This window comes from Nonomuraea sp. NPDC059023, from assembly GCF_042740095.1.
Lineage (GTDB): Bacteria > Actinomycetota > Actinomycetes > Streptosporangiales > Streptosporangiaceae > Nonomuraea.
Genome location: NZ_JBHYIO010000052.1, coordinates 45,588 through 64,618, shown reverse-complemented (window position 1 = coordinate 64,618; position 19,031 = coordinate 45,588). Strand labels below are relative to the sequence as shown.

The window sequence follows — 19,031 nt, the reverse complement described above, 5'->3', positions numbered from 1 at the left end:
CCGCACCAACTACCAAACGACCACCGCCATCGACATCCACACCGACCCCGAGTTGACGACCACCCAAGATCCTTAACTTCCCGGCATTGCCACTAGCCCGCCCGACGGCGAGCATCGTCCGCGTCAACCGCCCCGCGAGGGACTCCTCGCGGGGCCGATCCCTGCGCTGAAGGTCCCGGCGGGCGCCCACCCAGGGACACCGGGGCCGAGCCCGAGCGCGGTCACCGCCGCGGCGATGGTGACCCCGAAAAGTACGGCCCCGGCGAGGTCGAAGGTCCCGGGCGCCTCGGGACCACGAAGGGGCGGCAGCCCCACGGTGGCCAATGCGGCCAGAGCGGCGACGCCGGCGGGGCGAGGAAGACGAGGGGCCGGCCTCCGGCGGCCATCAGGCCCTGGGCGACGACCGGGCCCAGGGCGAGGCTGCCGCCCAGGACGGCGCCGGCGTAGCCGTACACACGACGGCGCTCTTCAGGCGGGTAGACGGCGAGGATCATCGAGAAGCCGCCCGCGGCGCACATGGCCGCGCCCGCACCGGCGATCACGCGCAGGAGCAGTGGCTACTGGGCCTGGAGGTTCACCTGGGCGCCGCCGGACGACGCCCGCTCGTGCAGTTCGATGCTGTCGGGCCGGGCGCCCTTGGGGACGTCGAAGACGAGCGCGCCGGCGATCGTGTCACCGGGTTTGATCTTCTCGTAGAGGAGTTTCGAGTCCGCTCCGTCCACGTAGACGGCGGCGCCCGGGTCGGCCTGGTACTCGGCGCCGCCGGCCAGCAGCTTCTGGGAGTCGCTGATGAACGCCTGCGCCCGGGTGCCGGTGTTCTTCACCGACAGGTGGACGACGGCGAACCGTCCCCGCGCGGTCTTGCCGAGGCTTTCGGCGCCGATGCGGTCGAGTTGCTCCACTTTGGTGACGGTCATCGTGAAGCCGCCGTCCGTCACGGCCTGGCCGATGCTCGCGGAGGTCCCGGAACGCAGGAAGAACACCACGGCGACGATGCCGATCAGGAGCGCGGCGGCGGCGACGGCGACCCGCGTGCGCGGAACCTGGGACATCGGGGGGCCTCCTGGCGATCGGACGCGCGGCCAACCACTTAACCAGCAAGGGCCCGCGCTCCGCCAGAGGTCAGGCGGCGGGGTGTTCGGTCAGGTCGGCCAGGTCCACGCCGTGTTTGTGGAGTTCGTCCACACTGGCCACGTAGCCGCGGAAGTACAGCTTGTCCTCGACGCGCCGCGACACGCGCAGGACGGGCTGATCGTCGACTACGACCGCCTCCACCTGCATCCCGTCGGAAGTGCGCCAGATTGCCATGGTTGAAGCGTAGGGGCAGGAACCTAAAGAGCGGGTAATGACCTCAAGGCCTCGCGCATGCGGGCGATCTCGATGCTCTGGCCCGCGGCCACGTCTCTGGCCAGCATGCGCATACGCTGGTCGGTACCCTCGCGCAGGGCGGCGTCGGCCATCGTCAGGGCGCCCTCGTGGTGCCTGATCATGAGGCGCAGGAACATGCGGTCGAAGTGGCCGTCGCGGGCCGCGCGCAGGGCGTTCATCTCGGTGAGGGTGGCCATGCCGTTCGCGGGCTGTCCCGTGGGGTGTCCGTGAGTCTGGGGTACGGCCCGGCCCAGCGCCGACAGCCACCCGGACATGATGCGGATCTCGGGTTCCTGCGTCAGCGCGATCTGGTCGGCGATGCGGCGGATGGAGGGGGTACGGGTGCGTTCGGCGACCAGGCCGGCCATCTCCAGGGCCTGGCGGTGGTGCGGGATCATGCCTTCGGCGAACCGTACGTCGGCCGCGGACGGCTGCTGCTCGGGCTGCGGAAGGCGTTCGCCGGGCGTGGCCGTACGGGCGGGAGATCCCGGGGCGTGCGGGACCAGGACGGGAGCGTCGGTGCCGACGGGAGAGGGTCCGGCGCTCTCCGTCGCGCAGGCGGCCAGGGCGAATGTCAGCAGAACTGTGATGAAGAGAAGACGCGGCCGGAACTGTACTGACATAGCTTCCATACTGGGCCACGACATTGAAGGAGTGCACGCGTGATCCCTGCGAAGCTACGAGCGGCGGTGGTCGGTGCGGCTGTCATGCTGGTGGCGGCCTGCGCCGGGGCACCGGCCGCCGGGCCCAGTCCGAGTCCGGCGAGCAAGGCGCCGTCGAGCGCGTCGCCCTCGGCGAAGACCATGGCCGACGTGACGACCAGCGACAACGTGAAGCTGGTCGCCAACATGCCGCGGACGGCGCCGCTCAACGGTCCGATGAGCTGGAACTCCGACCTGGCCTTCCAGGGGAACTACGCGTTCGTGGGCAACTTCGGCGGGTTCTCGATCTTCGACATCAGCGACCCCACGCAGCCCAAGCCGGTCAGCCAGGTCTCCTGCCCGTCGCAGCAGAACGACGTCTCCGTCTACGGCGACCTGCTGATCCTGTCGATCGACGAGCCGCGCGGCGGCGAGAAGTGCGACTCGGGGCAGGGCACGGGACCGTCCTCGTCCGGCTGGGAAGGCCTGCGCATCTTCGACATCAGCGACAAGAAGAACCCCACGTACGTCTCCGCTGTGCGCACCGACTGCGGCTCGCACACCCACACGATGGTCCCGGGCAAGAACCCCGACACGCTGTACGTGTATGTCTCCTCCCCCGGCCCCGAGCCGGATTCGAAGACCTGCCCGCCACCCCACGAACTCATCCAGATCGTAGAAATCCCAGTAAAGAATCCCAAGTCCGCAAAAATCGTGGCAAAGCCGAACATCTTCCCTGATGGCCAGGGCGAAGGCATGTTCGCCGCCGGATGCCATGACATCACCGCCTACCCCGAGAAGAAGCTCGCCGCCGCGGCCTGCTTCGGCGACGGGGTCCTGCTGGACATCGCCGACCCGGTCAAGCCCAAGGTCCTGCAACAGGTACGCGACACCGAGAACTTCCAGATCTGGCACTCCGCGACGTTCAACAACGACGCCACCAAGGTCGTCTTCAGCGACGAGCTCGGCGGCGGCGGGATGGCGACCTGCGACAGCAAGACGCCCAAGACCAAGGGCGCCAACGCCATCTACGACATCGTGGACGGCAAGCTCGAACGCCGCGGCTACTTCAAGATGCCGCGCGAGCAGACGTCGAACGAGAACTGCGTCGCCCACAACGGCTCGCTGCTGCCGATCGAGGGCAAGGACGTGATGGTCCAGGCGTGGTACCAGGGCGGCGTCTCGGTCTGGGACTTCACCGACTCCAACAACCCGCGCGAGGTCGGCTTCTTCGACCGCGGCCCGGCCGGGGGCGACCACTCGATCGCCGGCTCCTGGTCGGCGTACTACTACAACGGCTACATCTACTCCAGCGACATCCTCAAGGGCCTGGACGTCATCCAGATCGACGACCCGCTGACCGACCCGGCCAAGCAGGTCAAGATGGACGACTTCAACGTCCAGACGCAGAAGTCGTACTAGCCGGGCTCGCTGATCTCCCCGTCGCGCCACCCCTTGTAGGTGACGTCGAACGGGGAGGTCAGCCGGGCGCCCTGGTCGAGCAGCATGTGCCAGGACAGCCGCAGCGAGCGCGGCCGGTTGCGCTCGTCCAGCTTGAGCACCCAGGAGAGCGTGGTCTTGGCGAGCTGCGCCTCGGGGATCTCGTCGTTGTTGATGGCGCTGATCTGCCGCCAGAGCGACTCCGGGCCCTTGGTGGTGGGCAGCGAGCCGGTGTAGGTCCTGCCTTCTGACTGCACGCCTGAGGTGAGCCTGGCCAGGTCGGCCACGTTGGCGATCGAGGCGACCGCGTGCACGAACCGGGCGTACAGCATGATCGGGGTCTTGGCCTGGTCGGTGACGAGCTTGCCGCCGACGTAGTCCTGCTCGGCCATCAGCACGCGCCCGGTCAGCGCGGGCTCGACGTGCTCGGCGACGACCCGCGCGTCCATGCGGACGTCGGAGATCTGCGGGTCGTAGGCCAGACGGCCGGTGGCGGTGGTGTGCCAGGTGCCCTGGGTGATGCGGGCGTCGAGGGTGAAGTCGGCCAGCGGCGCCAGCCCGACCGCGCTCTCCATGACGTCGGCGAGTTGCCCGGCCGCGGGCGGGGCTGCCGGGCTGGGAGCGCTGCTGGGCGTGCTGCTCGGGCTGGGCGACGTGGTGGGCGAGGTCGTGGGGGTGGCGGTCGGCGTGCTCTCGGCGGTGGGGTTCGCGCGGGTGCCGGTGCCCTGGCCGAGCCCGCCGCGCCACAGCACCACGCCGGTGGTCGCCGCGGCCAGCACCGCCACACCACCCGCGAGCGCCGCCCGCCGCGACACCCCTCCCGCGCGTGCCCGCGCCGGCGTCCCGTCCGTGGGTACGGCCCCGCCCCGGGAACCCGGCGCCGTGGACGCCCCCGGCACGACACCCGGAGCACCCGGCATCCCCGGCACAGCACCCGCAGCACCCGGAGCACCCGGAGCACCCGGAGCACCCGGAGCACCCGGAGCGCCGGGCATCCCCGCCATGGCACCCCGAGCGCCCGGCACAGCACCCGGAGCGCTCGGCGCGGGCCACGCTGAGGGGCCCATGCCGCCCGCTGGCTGGGCGGCGGCCATGCCCTGGCGTAGGGCGGCGTCCGGTTGGGCGGGGGCGTGTTCGCCCAGCAGGTTCAGCAGCAGGTCGCGGGCTGTGGGCCGGGCAGCGGGGTTCTTGGCGAGGCAGCGGGCGACGATCGTGCGCAGCGGCTCGGGCAGCTCGCCCAGGTCGGGGTCGGCGTGGATGATGCGGTAGGCGACGGCGGCGAGGGTGTCGGAGCCGAACGGCGGCCGTCCGGAGGCGGCGAACACCATGGTCGCGCCCCACGCGAACACGTCCGCCGCGGGCCCGACCTGCCCGCCCGCGAACTGCTCGGGCGCCATGTAGGGAGGCGTCCCGGCGGCGCCCTGCGACTGGGACAGGTCCACCAGCCGCGCGATGCCGAAGTCGATCACCCGCGGCCCGTCCGGGCCCATGAGGACGTTGCCCGGCTTGAAGTCCCGGTGCACGACTCCGGCCCGGTGGATGGCGGTCAGCGCGGTGGCGGTGCCGATGGCCAGCCGGGTCAGCGCCGCCCCGCGCAGCGGCGCCACCTGGTGCAGCGCGGGGCCGTCGATGAACTCGCTGGCCACGTAGGGCGGGTTGTGGTCCAGGTCGGCACGCAGGACGCGGGCCGTACAGAACTCGGCCACCTGGCGGGCGGCGGCGAGCTCGCGGTCGAAGGCGCGGTCGAACCCGTGGACGACCTTGACCGCGGCGAGCTCGCCGCGGTCGTCCCGGCCCAGGTAGACGGTGCCCTGACCGCCTCGTCCGAGTTCGCGGAGGATGCGGTACGGGCCGATGTCCACGATGCCTCACATGATCGGTATGCGGGGCACGAGACTAGCTCACGGGTCGAGATCGGCGGCAGAGCGCTCGGCGAAGACCTGCATGGCCTTGGTGGTGATCGGTCCCGGCGCGACCGGCAGCGTGGTCTGGTCGACCAGCTTGATGGGCTGCACGTCGCGCGTGGTGGAGGTGAGGAACGCCTCCTCGGCCTCGTAGAGGGCCTGGAGCGGCACGTCGGCCTCCTCGGCGCCGCACCACTCGACGACCAGCGCCCGCGTGACTCCGGCCAGCGGCCCGGCCTCCAGCGTGGGGGTGATCAGGCGGCCGTCCCTGACGATGAAGATGTTGGAGCCGGTGCCCTCGCACAGGTTGCCGGCGAGGTTGCCGAAGATCGCCTCGCCGCCGCCGCGCGCCTTGGCGTAGGCCAGGGCCTTGGCGTTGTCGCCGTAGGAGGTGGACTTGACGCCTGACAGCGCGCCGCGCTCGTTGCGCGGCCAGGGCACGACGGTGACGGCGGCGGTGCCGGGGAAGGGCTTCTGCTCGTCCACGATCACGACGGAGGTGCCGCCCTGGTCGCCGCGGTCGGAGCCGAGCGGGCCCGGGCCGCTGGTGTAGGTGACGCGGATGCGGCCGAGCGGCCACGCGGGGGCGGCGGCCAGGAGCTTGCCGATGCCGTCGGCGATGGCGTCGGTGTCGGGCTCGGGCAGGTCCATGCGCCGTGCCGAGAGCCGGAGCCGGTCGAGGTGGCGGGTGAGCGCGAACGACACGCCGTTGACGATCTTGATGGTCTCGAAGACGCCGTCGCCGACCATGAGACCGTGGTCGAAGACCGAGACGCTCGCTCGGGCGGGGTCGAGGATCTCCCCGTTGACCCAGACAGGGACTGTCATCTATCTCCTCCAAAGCGAGATGCGAGTGCGATGAGCCTGGATGCTTTCAGCTCGGTCTCCTGCCATTCACGCCGGGGGTCGCTGCCCCAGGTGATGCCCGCGCCGGTGCCGAACCGGATCTCCCGGCCGGAGATCCAGAAGGTGCGGATGCCCACGGCCAGCGCGGCCGTGCCGCGGTCGGCGTCGACCCAGCCCACGGCCCCACAGTACGGCCCGCGGGGCTCGGGTTCGAGTTCATTGATGATGCGCAGGGCCGAGGACTTGGGGGCGCCGGTGATCGAGCCGGGCGGGAACGTGGCCGAGAACAGCTCGGGCCATCCCGTGCCGGGCTCCAGCCGGGCGCGGACGGTCGAGACCAGGTGCACCGAGCCCGGGTAGGCCTCTGGCACGCACAGCGCGGGAACCTGCACCGAGCCGACCGCCGCCACCCGGCCGAGGTCGTTGCGGACCAGGTCGACGATCATGACGTTCTCGGAGTAGTCCTTGTCGAGCAGGTCGGCCTCGGTGGCTCCGGTGCCCTTGATGGGGCGGGACTCGACGACGGCGCCGTCGCGGGAGAGGTACAGCTCGGGCGAGGCGGAGACCACGGCGCGGCCGGGCAGGCTGATCACCGCGGCGTACGCGGCGGGGTTGCGCTCGGCCAGGCGGTGGGCCAGGGCGAGCGGGTCGGCCTCCGGTGGCAGCGGCGCGGTCAGGATCCGGGTGAGGTTGGCCTGGTAGACCTCGCCCCGGCGGATGTGCTCGCGGATGGCCTCGACGCCGCGCTCGTAGGCGGCCCGGTCGAGGGAACTGCGCCAGTGGCGGGCGCCGGGGCCGTGCCAGGGTCCGGCCGGGGGCAGCGGGTCGGGGCGTACCTGGTCGAAGCGGGCGCAGCTGACCTTGCCCTCGTAGTCGACCACCACGGCCCACCAGCCCTCGCCGTCGAGGGCGGCCAGGTCCGTGGTCAGGTCGCGCAGGCCGGTGGCGAGCCGCCCGCCGACATGGGCGAAGCTGTCGTACACGCGCCCATTGTCCCAGTGCGTGATGCCACCTCGCACAACAAGTCCACGAAGGCCAGGGCTGCGGGCAGCGGGACGCCGGGGAGCGCCGCGTAGTAACGCCTGGTCGGGGCGGCGGCGCCGAGCGGGCGGAGGACGACTCCCCGCGGTACGGCCCGCGCCGCCAGCTCCGGCACGAGCGTGACGCCGAGCCCGGCGGCGACGAAGCCGAACTTGCCCGACCATTCGGCCACGCGCAGCCCGCCGCGCGGCACGAACCCGGCCGCGGCGCAGGCGGTCACGAGCAGCGTCGGCTGGCCGCTCGGCGCGGCCTCGATCCAGGTCTCCTCGCGCAGGTCGGCCAGGTCGACGGTGGCGCGGGCGGCGAGGGGGTGGCCGTCGGGGAGCGCCACCAGCAGGCGGTCCTCCCCCAGCGGCACCGTGTGACCGCCCGAGGGCAGCCCGGCCGGGTAGTCGCTGATCACGGCGACGTCGAGCTCGCCGGCTTCCAGGCGCTCGACCAGGCGGGGGCTGAGGCCTTCCGCGAGCCGTACCTCGACGGCCGGGGCCCGCTCGGCGAAGCGTTTGAGCGCGGCGGGCACCAGTTCGACGTTGGCGGTCGCGAACGCCCCCACGCGCAGCCTGCCGCCGCCTCCGGCGTGGATGGCGGCCAGCTCCTCCCCCGCCTGGTCCAGGCGTTCCAGGACGGCGAGGGCGTGGCGGCGCAGGGCGTGGCCGGCGGGCGTCAGCCGTACACCCCGGGCGCGGCGCTCGAACAGCGCGCCGCCCGCCTCGCGCTCCAGCGCGGCGATGCGGCGCGAGACCGCGGACTGGGTGTACCCGAGCAGTTCGGCGGCGGCGGTGAACGAGCCGGAGCGGGCCACCTCGTCGAACAGCCGCAAGTCATTCGTCTCAAGCATGGCTGGTATGCAATGTAGTCGGTGGTGGAATGGCTCGCACCTCTCCTATAAAGGGGAACATGATTGCTTTTCTTGGACAGGGGCGCATGGGCGTCCCCATGGCCCGGCGGCTTGAGGCGGCCGGGCACGAGGTGACCACGTGGCGGCGCGGGACCGGCACGCCGGTGGAGACGGCCGTCGAGGGCGCCTCGGTCGTCATCACGATGCTGCGCGACGGGCCCGCCGTGCTCGACGTGCTGAAGTCGGCCCTGCCGGGGCTGCGGCCGGACGCGATCGTGATCGAGATGTCCACGATCGGGCCGCCGGCCGTCACGCGGGTGCGCGAGCTGCTGCCGTCCTCGGTGGGGCTGGTGGACGCGCCCGTGCTCGGCAGCGTGGGGCCGGCCACCGACGGCACGCTGACGGTGCTGGCGGGCGGCGCGGTGGCACCGGTGCGCGAGGTGCTGTCCGTCTTCGGGACCGTGCGCGAGTGCGGGCCGCTGGGGTCGGGGGCGGCGCTGAAGCTCGCCGTCATGAGCGCGTTCCTGCCCGCGCAGGTGCTGCTCGCCGAGTCTCTCGCGTACGGCGAGGCGCACGGCGTCCCCCGCGAGGCGGTGCTGGACGTCCTGGCCGGCACCCCGCTCGGCGGCCTGTCGGAACGCCTGCGCGAGCCCGCGGCGGAGACCCGCTTCGCGCTCGGACTGGCCGCCAAGGACCTGGAGCTGGCCGCGTGGGAGGGCGGGACGCTGGCCACCGCCGCCCGCCTGCGCCTGCGCGCGGCCGAGGCGGCCGGGCTCGGCGACCGCGACGTGACCGCGATCGCGGAGCACGTCGGCGCGGGCCGGCCGTCCCGGGTCACGCCGGTCAACCCGCCGACCGTGCCCGCCACGAACGGCATGTACTCGCACGCGGTGCGGACCGGGGACACGCTGTACATCTCGGGACAGGCCGCGTTCGACGACGACGGGAACGTGGTGGCTCCCGGGGACATGGGGGCGCAGGCCGAGCACATCTTCTCGTGCCTGGAGCGGATTCTGGCCGATCAGGGGGCGGGGTTCGGGGACATCGCGTTCATCCGGTCGTACCTGACGGACATGTCGCAGGCTCCCGCCTACCGGGAGGTGCGCAAGCGCTACATCACGGGCACGCCGCCGGCCAGCACGACGGTGGAGGTGTCGCGGCTGTTCATGCCGGGGCTGGTGCTGGAGGTCGACGCGATCGTGGCGCTGCCCTCCTGAGCCAGCCTCAGGCGGCCGGCGGGACGTTCGTCACGGCGGGCCACCACCCCCGCTGGACGAGCGTCTCCCTGGACAGAGGGATCCACGTGCGGCGGGTGGGGGTGGCTGCGGCTTCGCCGTAACGGATGGGGGCTCTCAAAGAGAGCCGCGACGGGAGGCCTTAGGAGAGAGGACCCGTGACGGCCTCGGCGGCCGAGAGGAGGGCGCCGTCGGCGACGAGGCGGACGGTGGACTCGATCTCCGGGGCGAGGAAGCGGTCGGGGCCGGGGCCGGGGACCGCCTCGCGCAGTGCCGACACCACGGCGCCGGTCGCGGGGGCGGGCGTCAGCGGGGCGCGCAGGTCGAGGGCGCGGGCGGCGGTGAGGATCTCGATGGCCAGGACCCGCGTCAGGCCGTCCACCGACCTGCGCAGCTTGCGCGCGGCCGACCAGCCCATGGAGACGTGGTCCTCCTGCATGGCCGAGCTCGGGATCGAGTCGACGCTGGCCGGGACGGCCAGGCGCTTCATCTCGGAGACGATGGCGGCCTGCGTGTACTGGGCGATCATGTGGCCGGAGTCCACGCCGGGGTCGTCGGCGAGGAAGGCGGGCAGGCCGTGGTTGCGGGCCACGTCGAGGAAGCGGTCGGTGCGGCGCTCGGACATGGAGGCCACGTCGGCGGCGACGATGGCGAGGAAGTCGAGCGCGTAGGCGACGGGGGCGCCGTGGAAGTTGCCGTTGGACTCCACGCGGCCGTCGTCGAGCACGGCCGGGTTGTCGACGGCGCTGGCCAGCTCCCATGTGGCGACGTTGGCGGCGTGCGCGACGGTGTCGCGGGCGGCGCCGGCGACCTGCGGGGCGCAGCGCAGGGAGTAGGCGTCCTGGACGCGGGCGCAGTTCTCGGGGTCGCGGTGGCTGGCCATGACGCCGGAGCCGGCCAGGATCCTGACCATGTTGGCGGCGGCGAGCGCCTGGCCGGGCTGGGGGCGCAGGGCCTGGAGCTCGGGGGCGAAGACGCGGTCGGTGCCGAGCAGCGCCTCCACGCTCATGGCCGCGCTCAGGTCGGCGGTCTTCAGCAGCCTGGACAGGTCGTCGATGGCCAGGACGAGCATGCCGAGCATGCCGTCGGTGCCGTTGATGAGGGCCAGGCCCTCCTTGGCGGCCAGTTCGACCGGTTCGATGCCGGCCTGCTTGAGCGCCTCGGCCGCCTGGGTGAGGTTGCCGGTGGAGTCGCGTACGACGCCTTCGCCCATCAGCGTCAGCGCCACGTGGGCCAGCGGCGCCAGGTCGCCCGAGCACCCCAGCGAGCCGAACTCGTGCACCACCGGCGTGATCCCCGCGCTCAGCAGCGCGGCGAGCGTCTTGGCCGTCATCGGGCGGATGCCGGTATGGCCGGTGGCCAGCGTGTGCAGACGCAGCAGCATGAGGGCCCGCACGACCTCCGTCTCGACCTCGGGACCGCTGCCCGCGGCGTGCGAGCGCACGAGCGAGCGCTGCAGCTGCGCGCGCAGCGCGGGGTCGATGTGCCGCGTGGCCAGCGCGCCGAACCCGGTCGACACCCCGTAGGCGGGCGTCGGGCTCTCGGCTAGCTCGTCCACGCGCTGGCGGGCCGCGGAGATCGCCGCGATCGCGTCGTCGGTCAGGCGTACGGCGGCGCCGTCACGGGCCACGCGGATGACGTCCTCGAAGCTCAGCGGCTCCGGGCCGACGTTCACGACTACGTTGTCGCGCATGCTGCCACTCTCTCGTTTAAGGGTGTTGGGTAACCGGCGTATGCGATGTTAGCTCCTTACCATCAAACAACTCCCTTCTGCCCTCTTCTGTCACGGTCACCGCGCGGGGGATGCTCCCGCGGGCGATCCAGCCCCGCTCGAACAACACGTCGGTCAGCGCGGCGCCGAGCGCTCCGCCCAGGTGGGCCCGCCGTTCCGTCCAGTCGAGGCAGTCGGGCGCGAACCTCCTGCGTGTCCTGCGCACCGCGTCCACGTCCACGCCGAGCAGCTTGAGCGCCCGCTCCCCCGCCGCGGTGAGCTCGCCGCCGTCGAGGTGCCCGTCGGCGCGCAACCGGTCCAGCAGCGCCACGCCCGCCCGTCCGGCCAGGTGGTCGTAGCACGTGCGGGCCTCCTCCAGCAGCCGCGCCTGGCGTGACTGCCGCAGCGACCGTACGGCGGGCCGCGCGCTGACCCGGGCCAGCACCTCCAGGACCTCGGCCACGTCGTGCCCGGCCAGGCGGTAGTAGCGGTGGCGGCCCTGGCTGACCACCTCCACGAGGCGGCCCTCCAGCAGCTTGGCCAGATGGGAACTGGCGGTGGCGGCGCTCACGCCGGCCAGCCTGGCCAGTTCCCCGGCCGCAAGGGCTCGGCCGTCGAGCAGCGCGTTGAGCATGGCGGCCCTGGTCGGGTCGGCGATGAGCGCGGCGACCGGTGCGATGTCGGCGTCGCGGGTGAGATGTTCTGCGGCCATGATGCGACGCTAACCCACCGACGTTTCGGCCCCGGTCTAAGCATCGGTGCTTTTCACCGCGCACAGGAGACGGTTGTTGCCGCGCTGCCACAGCGTTCCCACCTCGGCGAACCCGGCCGTGCGCAGGGCCCGCGCGTGCGTGGACAGGAGCTCGGACTCCTCCCCGTTGTGCGTGGTGCCCTGGTCGTGGCGGGCGGTGTTGAGCTCGGCCAGATCGGGGTCGGCGACGACGGCGCGCCACCACTCCTGCCAGTCCTCGGGCCGGTTCTCGCGGAAGCGGCGCTCGGTCTCCTTCTCGTGGATCGCGCGCTCCAACTCGGCCAGGGCGGGGGTGGCGTCGTCGCTGTTGAGGTGGTCACCGTTGAGGAGCACGCCGCCCGGCCGCAGTACCCGGTGCACCTCGGCGTAGACGCCGGCCAACTCGGAGCCGGTGATCCAGTGCAGCGCGGTCGTGCTGACCGCGGCGTCCGCGGGGCGGTCCAGGCCGAGCCCGTCGCTCCAGCCCCGGGCCCGCAGGTCCCGGGAGACGAAGGTCAGTCGCGGGTACGCGGCGCGGCCCAGGCCCAGCAGGAGCGGGTCGGCGTCGATGGAGATCACCGTGGCCTTGGGCAGGCGCTCAAGCAGGCGGGCCGAGAGCGAGCCGGGGCCGCAGCCGAGGTCCAGCACAAGGGGGTCGGGACGGCCGAGGGACTCAACGGCGTCGATCAGCGCGGTGAAGCGCTCCTCGCGGTCGGGCAGGTATCCGGCCTGCTGCAGGTCCCAGCGGTCGATCCATTGACGGGCGGCGTCATAGGTAAGCACAACCGGCTCCTTGTAACTGTCGTCTACACTTTGGATAGTCACAAACTAATCGAGAGGTTGTAACCGGTCAAGTGAACTTCAACAGTCACACGGACAGTGTCACGCGGGTGACGGTGAGCTTCGTCAACGCGCTGACGCCCGGCATGCGGCGAGGACGTCCCTTCACGCCCGCCGTCCTGGACGAGGCCGCCACGGCCGGCGCCCGCGAGGTCTATCCGGCCCACCGGCCGTTCACCGCCCCGGAGGCGGAGGAGCTGGCGGGCGTGGCCGTACGGCTGCGCGCGGTCTTCGAAGCGGTGGCCGCCGAGGACAACGACACCGCCGCCGCCCGGCTCAACCGCCTGCTCGACGACCACAACGCCCGCCCCCGCCTCGACCGCCACGACGGCGAGCCGTGGCACCTGCACTTCCACGGCCCCGGCGGCACCGTGGCCGGCGACTGGGGCGCCAGTTGCTCGACGGCGCTGGCGATCGTGCTGGGCAGCGAGTTCGCCGACCGGCTCGGCGTGTGCACGGCGCCCGCCTGCGACCGCGTCTACGTGGACGTCTCCCGCAACGGCACCAAGCGCTTCTGCTCGACCGCGTGCCAGAACCGGGTGAAGACGGCCGCTTTCCGGGCCAGGGCGAAGAACTGAGTTGGGGGAGAGGGGGAAGATTCGCTACAGTTCTCTCGTCGCCGCCGATCGCGGCGGACGCGGAAGTGGCTCAGTGGTAGAGCATCACCTTGCCAAGGTGAGGGTCGCGGGTTCAAATCCCGTCTTCCGCTCTAGGCTTTCGGCTCGGTGGAGTGGCCGAGAGGCGAGGCAGCGGCCTGCAAAGCCGTCCACACGGGTTCGAATCCCGTCTCCACCTCCAGTTGAATACCCGGACGATTAGCTCAGCGGGAGAGCGCTTCCCTGACACGGAAGAGGTCACTGGTTCAATCCCAGTATCGTCCACCAGCATTTTCCGGTCAGGCCAGCCCTGCGGGACAAGGCTCGGCCGAGCGCTTTCACCGGTGGGTGATCAAGGGCGCGTGGTGGTCGGTGTCGGGTGGGCCGTCGGGGTCGGCGTGGACCGTTGCGGCCCTCAGGCGGGGCAGGTCGTGGATGAGGCGGTGTTCGGCCTCCACCGCCACCGCGTGGGCTTCGATCAGGGTCAGGTCGTGGCTGACCCTGATGTCCACCTCGGCGCGTAGCGTGTGGCCGATCCAGCGCAGGCGGACCGCGCCCACGCCTTTCACGCCGGGTACCGCGGTCAGGATCTGCTCGGCCTGGGTGATGAGGGCGGGGTCCACGGCGTCCATCAGGCGGTGGTAGATCTCCCTGGCGGCGTCGCGCAGGACGAAGCAGATCGCGACCGTGATGAGCAGGCCGACGATCGGGTCGGCCAGGGGGAAGCCCAGGGCGGCGCCTCCCGCGCTCAGCAGGACGGCCAGGGAGGTGAAGCCGTCGGTACGGGCGTGCAGGCCGTCGGCCACCAGCGCGGCCGAGCCGATCTCGCGGCCCACCCTGATGCGGTAGCGGGCCACCCACTCGTTGCCGATGAAGCCCACGATGCCGGCGGCGGCCACCAGGCCCAGGGCGCGGATGTCTTCGGGGGTGATCAGGCGTTTGATGGCCTCATAGGCGGCCAGTGCGGCTGAGGCGGCGATCAGGGTGACGATGATGATGCCGGCCAGGTCCTCGGCGCGGCCGTAACCGTAGGTGAAGCGGCGGGTGGCGGCGCGGCGGCCCAGGGAGAACGCGATCGCCAGCGGGACGGCGGTCAGGGCGTCGGCGAAGTTGTGCAGGGTGTCGCCGAGCAGGGCCACCGAACCCGACAGCGCGACGATGACGGCCTGGATGAGGGCGGTGACCATGAGGACCGCGAAGGAGATGGCCAGCACCCGCATGCCACGGCTGCTGGACTCCAGGGCCGCGTCGGTTCTGCCGGCGGTGTCGTGGCTGTGGGGTTTGAGGAGGCTGCCCAGCATCGACCGGGCGTGTCCGTGGCCGTGGGGCGGGGGGCCGGGGTGCGTCATCGTGTCCCCTCTCGGTGGCCCCCGCATTATATATATTCATGTACGCATGTAACAACGGATCAGGGCGGAGCCGGGTGGTGGTCGGAGACGGCGTTGAGTTCGATGCCGTGCTCCAGCAGGGCCTTCAGCGCGCACAACACCGTGGTGAAGCCGCCGACGGTGTCGTTGACCCACTGGATGGTGTCATCGCCAGAGCCCTGGAAACCGGTCTCGGTGACCTCGACGAACGTGCCGTCGGCGAGTGGGGTGAAGCGCATCTCCACCGTGGTCGGCTGCTCGTAGTTGCCCCACTCGAACCGGATCAGGCTCCCCTCCTGCACCGCCTTGACCCAGACCTGGACGCTCGCGCCGTACGTCTCCCACTCCCAGCGCAACTCCGCCCCCGGAAGCATGGGGCCGCTGCTCTTGGAGTACCACAGGCGCGTGGTGACGGCCGGGTCGGCGAAGGCCCGGAACGCCGTCTCGGCGGGCGCGCGGACGATCATGCACGCGTACGCGGCGGGGGCCTGGGTGAGCTGGAGAGTCTGCATGGCCAGGAGTGTGCCCCCATGGACCTGCTCGCCGTACCCCGGCACGTTCAAGAATTGCCCACGCAGTCGGAGAGGCCGACCGCGGTTTCCACCATGCGCCGGTAGTCCGGGCATTGGGTGAAGTCCTCCGCGCCGCATTCCATGAGGTGTTCGATCAGCCGCTTGGACGTCGTGATCTCCGCGAGCCGCCGCTCCAGGTCCGCGTGGTGCCGCTGGAGCAGCGTCCGGCGTTCGGCTCGGCCGGTGGCCGACAGGACCTCGCCGATCTGGTCGAGGCTCATGCCGCCGCCCTTGGCGCGGATGATCGTCATGACGCGGATGACGTGGTCACGGGTGTAGCGGCGGCGGCCGTTCACGCGGGCGGCCGGGGTCAGCAGGCCCATCGCCTCCCAGTGCCGCAGGACGTGCGTCCCGAGACCGAAGCGGTCGGCCAGTTCCCCGATGCGCATGTCCTCGCTTGACTTCATGTTGACATTAACTTGCAGACTTTCCCGCATGTCAACCAACGACGTCGTCATCATCGGCGGCGGACCGGCCGGGCTGGCCGCCGCCCTCACCCTCGGGCGGGCGCACCGCCGCGTGCTCCTGCTCGACGCCGGGCACGGCCGCAACGCCCCGGCCGAGGCCGTTCACAACTTCCTGACCAGGGACGGCACGCCGCCGGCCGAGTTGCGCGAGCTCGCCCGCGAGGAGCTGTCGGCCTACCCGTCGGTCGAGATCCGGGAGGAGACGGTCACCGATGTCCGTCCCGGCTTCCGGGTGGAGCTGTCGGGAGGGGGAACGGCGGGCGCGCGCCGGCTCCTCCTGGCGACCGGTCTGTCCGACGACCTTCCCGGCCCGCCCGGTGTCGAGGCGCTGTGGGGGCGATCGGCCTTCCACTGCCCGTACTGCCACGGGTGGGAGGTCACGGGCAGGCCGGTCGCGGTGATCGGGGCCTCCCCCGCCCGGGTACGGCTGGCGCTGCAACTGAGCCGCTTCGCCGACGTGGCCCTGTGCACCGGCCGGGAACCGCTCGACCCGGCCTCGCGGGCGAAGCTCCTGGCCCAGGGCGTCGCTGTGAGGGACGAGCGGATCGCCCGCCTGGAGTCGGCCGGCGGCAGGCTGGAGCGGATCGTGTTCGAGGACGGCCCGCCGCTGCCCCGGCAGGCGGTGTTCGTGGTCAACGTGCCGCGCAGGCCCAGGACGGACCTGGCCGCCCGGCTGGGCTGCGCCACGTTCACCGACGGCTGCGTGGAGGTGAACGAGTTCGGCCGGACCAGCGTCCCGGGCGTCTACGCGGCGGGCGACACGGCGCGCAGGGCCACCGTCCCGGTCCCGCTGGCGGCGGTCATAGCCGCGGCGGCCAGCGGAACCGTCGCCGCCGCGGCCATCGACCAGGACCTGCTGAGCACCGACTTCGGCCTGCCCGCGTTCGCGGGCCCGAAGGGCTGAGCGCGATGTCCGTGAACCTGACCAGGAAGGCGATGGCCACCGTCGGCCTGCTCCTGGGCATGCTGCTCTCGGTCCTGGACCAGACCGTGGTGGCCATAGCGCTGCCCGCCATCACCGGAGACCTGGGCGGCATGGACACGATCGGCTGGATCGTCACCTCCTACGTCCTGGCCTCGACCGCGACCGGCGCCCTCTACGGCCGCGTCAGCGACCGCTTCGGCCGGCGCACGGTGTTCCTGGTCGCGCTGGCCGTCTTCGCCGCCGGTTCCGCGCTGTCCGGCCTGGCCCAGACGACGCCCCAGCTGATAGCTGCCAGGACGCTCCAGGGCATCGGGGCCGGCGCGTTGTTCGTGATCCCGGCGGTGGCCCTGTCCGAGCTGTATCCACGTCACCTGCGCAGCCGCGTCCAGGGCTTCACCGGCGGCGTGTTCGCCCTGGCCAGCGTGGGCGGCCCGCTGGCGGGCGGCCTGATCACCGACGCCGCGGGCTGGCGCTGGATCTTCTACGTCAACCTGCCGCTCGCCGCAGTCGCCATGGCCCTGACCGGGTACGCGCTGCGCCTGCCCAAGCCGGATGCCGCGGGCAGGCTCGACCTCGCCGGAGCGCTGCTGATCGCGGGCACCGCCGTCAGCCTGCTGCTGGTGACCGAGTCGCCCGCGGGCGCGGGGGCGGCCTTCGCGGTGCTGCTGACGCTGTCGGTGTGGTGGCAGCGCCGCGCGCCCGACCCGATACTGCCTCCCCGGCTGTTCGCCGTCCCGGTGCTGCGCGTGGTCCTGCCCGCCACCGCCCTGCTCGGCGCGCTGCTCGGCGGCTCGCTCGTCTACCTGCCCACGTTCGTGCAGGCCGCCTACGGGGTGGGTGCGACCGCGGCGGGGCTGGCGCTCACGCCGTACGTCCTGACGTTCACGGCGGTGTCGTTCGTGGCGGGCGCCCGGGTGGGGACCCGGTTCAAGCCGTTCCTGCTGGCCGGGGCCTTGATCGTGGTCCTGGGGTTCGTCCTGCTGAGCCGGATGGAACCCGGCACGCCCTATGCGCTGCTGGCCGTCACGCTCGGCGTGCTCGGCGCCGGGTTCGGGCTGCTGATGCAGAACCTGGTGGTCGTCGCGCAGAACGCCGCGGCCCCCGCCGACCTGGCCGCCACCACCTCGGCCACGATGACCGCGCGCGGCCTCGGCCTCTCGCTCGGCGTGGCCGTCTTCGGCGCCCTGCTCACCCGCGGGCTCGGGAGCAGCCCGCAGGCGACGGCCGCGGCCGTCCCCGAGGCTCTGGCCTGGGGGATACCCGCCGCCGTCGTCCTGGTCGCGCTCCTCGCGTTCCTGCCCCGCTAGATGTGCCGGAGGAACTCCGCCGTGTCCAGCAACCAGATCAGCCCCCACATCGCCACGACCCACAGATGACCGGATCCCCGCCCGGACCCACCCCAGGTCCGCATGTCCACCAGCCCCCTCGACGGTGCTATGCCGCCCAGTGTGCGCGCCTTTCCCCCCAAAGCGCGGCATGTCAGGAAAAGTGGTGAATGGCGGCAAGCCGAACACGTTCTCAGCCGGGGTTAACGCGTGGTTAACCGGCTCCCTCTACGGTGCCGGGCATGAACTGGAAGTACCGAGCGAACGCCACGCTCGAAGGCCTCACCGGGTACACGCTCTCGCGGGCCACCCGCGTGCCCCGCCCGGTGCCCCCGCCGAAGCCGCACCCCGCGCTGGTACGGCTGCCGGACGACGAGGTCAGGGGCCCCGCCGACCCGGCGCACGACCGGCTGCTGCGGGCTCCGGTCTTCCTGTTCTCGTCGGTGCGCTCGGGCTCGACGCTGCTGCGGGTCCTGCTCAACAGCCACTCGCTGATCCACTCCCCGATCGAGACACACTTCCGCCGCGTGACGGCCGGCTTCCCCACCGATCCGGTACGGCAGGCCGTGGCCGCCCTCGGCCACACCCACAGCGACGTGGAGCACCTGATCTGGGACCGCCTCCTGCACCGGGAGCTGGCCCGCAGCGGCAAGCGGATCATGGTGGAGAAGACGCCGAGCAACGTCTTCGCCTGGCGGCGCATCGCCACCTGCTGGCCGGACGCCCGCTTCCTGTTCCTGCTGCGCCACCCGATGTCGATCGCGCAGTCCTGGCACGAGGCCGACCCGGACAACCGGCCGATGGACGAGGCGGTCAGCCGTACCCTCAACTACATGGTCTACCTGCAGGAGGCCCGCGAGCACCTGCCCGGTCTGACCGTCACCTACGAGGACCTGGTCGCCGAGCCGGGCCCGGTGCTGCGCAAGGTCTGCGACTTCCTGGAGGTCGCATGGGAGCCCGCCATGCTGGAGTACGGCTCGCGCGACCACGGCGGTTTCGTCAAGGGCATCGGCGACTGGCGGGACAAGATCCGCACCGGCAGCGTGGTGGAGGGACGGCCGCTGCCGGCGCCGGACGAGGTTCCCGAGAAGCTCTGGGAGATCTGCCGCCGGTGGCGCTACCTGTGAGTTCGCCCGTGGTTCACGGGTCGTTGGCCCGGCGTTCCCCCACGGCCTCCAAGGTGTG

At 72.0% G+C, this 19,031-nt stretch carries 20 protein-coding genes and 3 tRNA genes; 9 read left to right on the top strand and 14 right to left on the bottom strand.

Features of this window, described 5'->3' with window-relative positions; translation table 11 throughout:
* Positions 1–221: 221 nt before the first annotated feature.
* From ACFWYW_RS51840 to ACFWYW_RS51825, 4 genes are all read right to left on the bottom strand, one after another.
* Entirely contained in the window at positions 222–542 is a 321-nt protein-coding gene (locus ACFWYW_RS51840; protein WP_379617264.1) for a hypothetical protein, read from the bottom strand.
* A gap of 15 nt (positions 543–557) precedes the next feature.
* Positions 558–1,052 carry a DUF4352 domain-containing protein gene (locus ACFWYW_RS51835; protein ID WP_379617262.1) on the bottom strand — a complete coding sequence of 165 codons (495 nt, stop codon included), beginning with the start codon at positions 1,050–1,052 and terminating at the stop codon, positions 558–560.
* A 70-nt stretch (positions 1,053–1,122) separates the two neighbouring features.
* Positions 1,123–1,308, bottom strand: a complete 186-nt coding sequence (locus ACFWYW_RS51830; protein WP_379617260.1) for a hypothetical protein — start codon at positions 1,306–1,308, stop codon at positions 1,123–1,125.
* 23 nt (positions 1,309–1,331) lie between these two features.
* Positions 1,332–1,991: a DUF305 domain-containing protein gene (locus ACFWYW_RS51825; protein WP_379617258.1), complete on the bottom strand. Its 660-nt coding sequence runs from the start codon at positions 1,989–1,991 to the stop codon at positions 1,332–1,334.
* Positions 1,992–2,075: 84 nt separating this feature from the next.
* Between ACFWYW_RS51825 and ACFWYW_RS51820 the strand changes: the two genes are divergently transcribed.
* Positions 2,076–3,431: an LVIVD repeat-containing protein gene (locus ACFWYW_RS51820; RefSeq protein ID WP_379617280.1), complete on the top strand. Its 1,356-nt coding sequence runs from the start codon at positions 2,076–2,078 to the stop codon at positions 3,429–3,431.
* Here ACFWYW_RS51820 and ACFWYW_RS51815 read toward each other — a convergent pair.
* From ACFWYW_RS51815 to ACFWYW_RS51800, 4 genes are read right to left on the bottom strand one after another with little or no spacing between them, the layout of a single operon-like run.
* Positions 3,428–5,311, bottom strand: coding sequence for a protein kinase (locus ACFWYW_RS51815; protein WP_379641338.1), 1,884 nt, complete (start codon positions 5,309–5,311; stop codon positions 3,428–3,430). The genes ACFWYW_RS51820 and ACFWYW_RS51815 overlap by 4 nt on opposite strands.
* A 39-nt stretch (positions 5,312–5,350) precedes the next feature.
* A complete protein-coding gene (locus ACFWYW_RS51810) occupies positions 5,351–6,181 on the bottom strand; it encodes an aminotransferase class IV (protein ID WP_379617254.1) in 831 nt (276 codons plus the stop codon).
* A complete protein-coding gene (locus ACFWYW_RS51805) occupies positions 6,178–7,182 on the bottom strand; it encodes a chorismate-binding protein (protein ID WP_379617251.1) in 1,005 nt (334 codons plus the stop codon). Before ACFWYW_RS51805 ends, ACFWYW_RS51810 begins: the two co-directional genes overlap by 4 nt.
* Positions 7,125–8,078 carry a LysR family transcriptional regulator gene (locus tag ACFWYW_RS51800; protein ID WP_379617249.1) on the bottom strand — a complete coding sequence of 318 codons (954 nt, stop codon included), beginning with the start codon at positions 8,076–8,078 and terminating at the stop codon, positions 7,125–7,127. Before ACFWYW_RS51800 ends, ACFWYW_RS51805 begins: the two co-directional genes overlap by 58 nt.
* Before the next feature lie 59 nt (positions 8,079–8,137).
* Here ACFWYW_RS51800 and ACFWYW_RS51795 point away from each other — a divergent pair, with 59 nt between their 5' ends.
* Positions 8,138–9,295: a Rid family hydrolase gene (locus ACFWYW_RS51795; RefSeq protein ID WP_379617247.1), complete on the top strand. Its 1,158-nt coding sequence runs from the start codon at positions 8,138–8,140 to the stop codon at positions 9,293–9,295.
* 160 nt (positions 9,296–9,455) lie between these two features.
* Here the strand turns inward: ACFWYW_RS51795 and hutH are convergent, their stop codons facing one another.
* The 3 genes from hutH to ACFWYW_RS51780 are packed head-to-tail and all read right to left on the bottom strand — an operon-like array spanning position 9,456 to position 12,537.
* A complete protein-coding gene (hutH, locus tag ACFWYW_RS51790) occupies positions 9,456–11,006 on the bottom strand; it encodes a histidine ammonia-lyase (protein ID WP_379617245.1) in 1,551 nt (516 codons plus the stop codon).
* A 16-nt stretch (positions 11,007–11,022) separates the two neighbouring features.
* Entirely contained in the window at positions 11,023–11,736 is a 714-nt protein-coding gene (locus ACFWYW_RS51785) for an ArsR/SmtB family transcription factor (RefSeq protein WP_379617243.1), read from the bottom strand.
* A gap of 36 nt (positions 11,737–11,772) precedes the next feature.
* Positions 11,773–12,537: a class I SAM-dependent methyltransferase gene (locus ACFWYW_RS51780; protein ID WP_379617241.1), complete on the bottom strand. Its 765-nt coding sequence runs from the start codon at positions 12,535–12,537 to the stop codon at positions 11,773–11,775.
* Positions 12,538–12,644: 107 nt separating this feature from the next.
* On the opposite strand from ACFWYW_RS51780, the gene ACFWYW_RS51775 reads away from it, so the two are divergent.
* The 4 genes from ACFWYW_RS51775 (at position 12,645) to ACFWYW_RS51760 (ending at position 13,478) form a co-directional block, all read left to right on the top strand.
* On the top strand, positions 12,645–13,172 hold the full coding sequence (locus ACFWYW_RS51775) for a CGNR zinc finger domain-containing protein (RefSeq protein ID WP_379617239.1): 528 nt from the start codon (positions 12,645–12,647) through the stop codon (positions 13,170–13,172).
* 59 nt (positions 13,173–13,231) lie between these two features.
* Positions 13,232–13,303 (top strand) — tRNA-Gly (locus ACFWYW_RS51770).
* A gap of 15 nt (positions 13,304–13,318) precedes the next feature.
* Positions 13,319–13,392 (top strand) — tRNA-Cys (locus ACFWYW_RS51765).
* A gap of 11 nt (positions 13,393–13,403) precedes the next feature.
* Positions 13,404–13,478: transfer RNA gene (locus ACFWYW_RS51760), tRNA-Val, on the top strand.
* Between the two features lie 50 nt (positions 13,479–13,528).
* Here ACFWYW_RS51760 and ACFWYW_RS51755 read toward each other — a convergent pair.
* The 3 genes from ACFWYW_RS51755 to ACFWYW_RS51745 form a co-directional block, all read right to left on the bottom strand.
* Positions 13,529–14,491, bottom strand: coding sequence for a cation diffusion facilitator family transporter (locus tag ACFWYW_RS51755; RefSeq protein WP_379617237.1), 963 nt, complete (start codon positions 14,489–14,491; stop codon positions 13,529–13,531).
* 107 nt (positions 14,492–14,598) lie between these two features.
* The gene (locus tag ACFWYW_RS51750; RefSeq protein WP_379617235.1) at positions 14,599–15,069 is read right to left on the bottom strand and encodes an SRPBCC family protein; all 471 of its coding nucleotides are present in this window, start codon (positions 15,067–15,069) and stop codon (positions 14,599–14,601) included.
* Positions 15,070–15,116: 47 nt separating this feature from the next.
* Positions 15,117–15,536, bottom strand: a complete 420-nt coding sequence (locus ACFWYW_RS51745) for a MerR family transcriptional regulator (RefSeq protein WP_379617233.1) — start codon at positions 15,534–15,536, stop codon at positions 15,117–15,119.
* A 28-nt stretch (positions 15,537–15,564) separates the two neighbouring features.
* Between ACFWYW_RS51745 and ACFWYW_RS51740 the strand changes: the two genes are divergently transcribed.
* The 3 genes from ACFWYW_RS51740 to ACFWYW_RS51730 all read left to right on the top strand — a co-directional run bounded on the left by ACFWYW_RS51740 (position 15,565) and on the right by ACFWYW_RS51730 (position 18,973).
* Positions 15,565–16,500: an NAD(P)/FAD-dependent oxidoreductase gene (locus ACFWYW_RS51740; RefSeq protein WP_379617231.1), complete on the top strand. Its 936-nt coding sequence runs from the start codon at positions 15,565–15,567 to the stop codon at positions 16,498–16,500.
* Between the two features lie 5 nt (positions 16,501–16,505).
* A complete protein-coding gene (locus ACFWYW_RS51735; RefSeq protein WP_379617229.1) occupies positions 16,506–17,828 on the top strand; it encodes an MFS transporter in 1,323 nt (440 codons plus the stop codon).
* A gap of 260 nt (positions 17,829–18,088) precedes the next feature.
* The gene (locus ACFWYW_RS51730; protein WP_379617227.1) at positions 18,089–18,973 is read left to right on the top strand and encodes a sulfotransferase family protein; all 885 of its coding nucleotides are present in this window, start codon (positions 18,089–18,091) and stop codon (positions 18,971–18,973) included.
* Positions 18,974–19,031 lie beyond the last annotated feature (58 nt).